Annotated in this window: 4 protein-coding genes; 3 read left to right on the top strand and 1 reads right to left on the bottom strand. The window is 63.8% G+C overall.

The genetic code is table 11. The features are described from left to right. Positions 1-621: S16 family serine protease (locus EN742_RS30250; protein ID WP_281035021.1), on the top strand; the 621-nt coding region annotated here is incomplete at its 5' end. Between the two features lie 196 nt (positions 622-817). Then, positions 818-1,090, top strand: a complete 273-nt coding sequence (locus EN742_RS30245) for an HU family DNA-binding protein (protein WP_006201846.1) — start codon at positions 818-820, stop codon at positions 1,088-1,090. Positions 1,091-1,162: 72 nt separating this feature from the next. On the opposite strand, the gene EN742_RS30240 is transcribed toward EN742_RS30245, so the two are convergent. Further along, a complete protein-coding gene (locus EN742_RS30240; protein WP_126054892.1) occupies positions 1,163-2,185 on the bottom strand; it encodes an aldo/keto reductase in 1,023 nt (340 codons plus the stop codon). 188 nt (positions 2,186-2,373) lie between these two features. Here EN742_RS30240 and hxlB point away from each other — a divergent pair. Then, positions 2,374-2,938 (top strand): 6-phospho-3-hexuloisomerase (gene hxlB / locus EN742_RS30235; RefSeq protein ID WP_128333624.1); only part of this gene is annotated, 565 nt, incomplete at its 3' end.

Raw genomic sequence — 2,938 nt, 5'->3', positions numbered from 1 at the left:
GTCGTCGCCGGTCTTGCCTGGACGGAAGTCGGCGGCGAGCTGCTGACGGTCGAAGGCGTCATGATGCCCGGCAAGGGCCGCATGACGGTGACCGGAAATTTGCGCGACGTGATGAAGGAATCGATCTCGGCGGCGGCCTCCTATGTCCGCTCGCGTGCTCTCGATTTCGGCATCGAGCCGCCGCTGTTCGACAAGCGTGACATCCACGTCCACGTGCCGGAGGGGGCAACCCCGAAGGACGGCCCGTCGGCTGGCGTGGCAATGGCGACCGCCATCATCTCGGTGCTGACCGGCATTCCGATCAAGGCCGATGTCGCCATGACCGGCGAGATCACGCTGCGCGGCAGGGTGCTGCCGATCGGCGGTCTCAAGGAGAAGCTGCTGGCCGCGCTGCGCGGCGGTATCAAGAAGGTGCTGATCCCGGAAGACAACGCCAAGGACCTGGCGGAGATCCCGGACAACGTGAAGAACGGCATGGAGATCATTCCGGTCTCGCGGGTCGGCGAGGTGCTGCGCCACGCGCTGGTGCGGATGCCGGAGGCGATCGAGTGGGTCGAGCCGGTAAACGCGCCGGCCGCGGCCGACAGTGGCGACGATGCCGGAAAGTCGCTTGCGCATTAGTTTTAGCTAAAGTTGCAGCGCACAAAACGAAAGCCGGGTCTCGCGCCCGGCTTTTTAATGTGAAAAACCCCGGAATTCCGGGCTTTTTTCGGATTTTTTCCGCTTTTTCGACTTGGTTGCAGGAACGCTTCTTTCTAAAGTCCGTTTCCTGCCGGATGAGTCGAAAGTTCCGGTTTTCTCATGGAAGGGAATTTTGATGAACAAGAACGAACTGGTGTCCGCTGTCGCCGATGCCGCGAGCATTTCGAAGGGTGACGCCCAGTCAGCCGTCGATGCGGTGTTTTCCGTGATCACTGGCGAACTGAAGAAGGGCGGCGATGTCCGGCTTGTGGGCTTCGGAAATTTCACCGTGTCAAAACGCGCTGCTTCGACCGGCCGCAACCCGCAGACCGGCGCCGAAGTGAAGATTCCGGCGCGCACCGTGCCGAAATTCTCGGCCGGGAAGGGCCTCAAGGACGCGGTCAACTAAGACCTTTTTCTTTAAAGATCAGAAAAGCCGGGCTTGCCCGGCTTTTCTTTTGCCCATCGCCAGCAGGGCGGATCAGCCCGTCGGCGCGTCCGCGCGCAGCAGCCCTTCCTGCTTCAGGTCGACCCACAGGGCGGCGGGCAGCTTGACGTCGAGCAGCGCGCGGTTGCTTTCGACCTCGGCCGGCCGTTGACCGCCGGGGATTACCGACACGACGGACGGATGCTGCAGCGGGAACTGCAGCGCCGCCTCGATCAGGCGCACCCTGTGGCGCTTGCAGACCGCCTCGATGCGCGCCACGCGATCGAGCACCTCCTTCGGCGCCTCCGAATAATCATAGAAGGCTCCCGGCTTCGGCCCCGTCGCCAGGATGCCGGAATTGTAGGGGCCGCCGAGCACGATGCCGATGCCGCGCTTTTGGCAGAGCGGCAGGAAGGATTGCAAAGCCTCCTGCTCCAGCAGCGTGTAGCGCCCGGCCAGCAGGAAAAGGTCGAAATCGCCGCGCTCGGCCAGCGCCTCACAGACCTGCCATTCATTGATGCCGCCGCCGAAGGCCTTGATCACGCCCTGGTCGCGCAGCGAAAGCAGCCCGTAATAGCCGGAGGACATGAACTCCTCGATGCGACGGTCGGACGCCTCCTTGCTGCCATGGGTGAAGATATCGACGTCGTGGACGAACAGGATGTCGATGCGGTCGACGCCGAGGCGTTCCAGCGAAGCCTCGAAGGAGCGCATGACGCCGTCATAGCTATAGTCGTAGACCTCTTGGCGCGACGGCGTGTCGAAGAACTTGCCGATGCCGGTGCGCTGATCCGGCGGGCAGGCGCGCATCAGGCGCCCGACCTTGCTCGACAGCACATAGTCGTCGCGCTTCTTGCCGCGCAGGAACGGGTTGAGCCGGGTTTCCGACAGGCCGAGACCATAGAGCGGCGCGGTGTCGAAGTAGCGGCAGCCGGTGTTCCAGGCCGCTTCCAGCGTGGCATGGGCGTCCTCGTCGGAGACGGCGCGGTAGAGATTGCCGAGCGGCGCCGTGCCGAAGCCGAGCTCGGTAAAGTCGATGCCGCCATTGCCGATGCGGTCGAAATGCCGTGTCTTCATGTCGTGGAGTTTTCCTGGGGCTGATTTGTCTGACATGACACTATCACGCCCGTGGCACAGCAAAAGCGTTGACGACCGTTGGACGCGCATTTTCGCGGTGATAGCATGAACAAAAACAAGCTGTTCGGGGAAAGCGTGAAGCAAGGATCGCCACTGCGTTTCGAGGCGCGCACAAAGGTGGAAAGCGCATGACTGGCGCCGGCACGGATCTGTTCGCGATCGCGCTGAACGAGCTCGGCGACGTGTTGGCGAAGGTGGACGAGGCGCGCATCGACGCCGCCTGCGACCTGCTCGCCGGCGCCGGCAAGATCGCCGTCTATGGCTGCGGCCGCGAGGCGCTGCAGATCAAGGGCTTCGCCATGCGGCTCTACCATCTCGGCCTGTCGGTATCGGTGGTCGGCGACATGACCACACCGCCGCTCGGCAAGGGCGATGTCTTCCTGGTCAGCTCCGGACCGGGCGAGACCACCACGGTGCTGACCCTGATGCAGGTTGCCCGGGCCGCAGGCGCAAAGGTGCTGCTGCTCACCGCCGAGGCCGAGGGCAGCGCCACGAAGCGCGCCGATTTCACCTTGCTCATTCCGGCGCAGACCATGGCCAGCGACCAGGGCACGGCAAAGACCTCCGTCTTGCCGATGGGGTCGCTGTTCGAGGGCGCGCTGTTCCTGCTCTTCGAGGTGATGGTGCTGAAGCTCAGGGCGCTGACCGGTGCCTCGCCGGAGGCCATGCGCGCCCGCCACACCAATCTGGAGT

The sequence above is a fragment of the Mesorhizobium sp. M4A.F.Ca.ET.020.02.1.1 genome, from assembly GCF_004022645.1.
In the GTDB taxonomy this organism is placed as follows: domain Bacteria; phylum Pseudomonadota; class Alphaproteobacteria; order Rhizobiales; family Rhizobiaceae; genus Mesorhizobium.
Note: the sequence above shows the minus strand (reverse complement) of the source record. Positions and strands in the feature narration are given on the sequence as shown.

What these genes read in the sequence shown, in the direction of transcription:
- EN742_RS30240 (WP_126054892.1), bottom strand. Translation starts at nt 2,185, where the DNA reads ATGAAGACACGGCATTTCGACCGCATCGGCAATGGCGGCATCGACTTT.
- EN742_RS30245 (WP_006201846.1), top strand. Translation starts at nt 818, where the DNA reads ATGAACAAGAACGAACTGGTGTCCGCTGTCGCCGATGCCGCGAGCATT.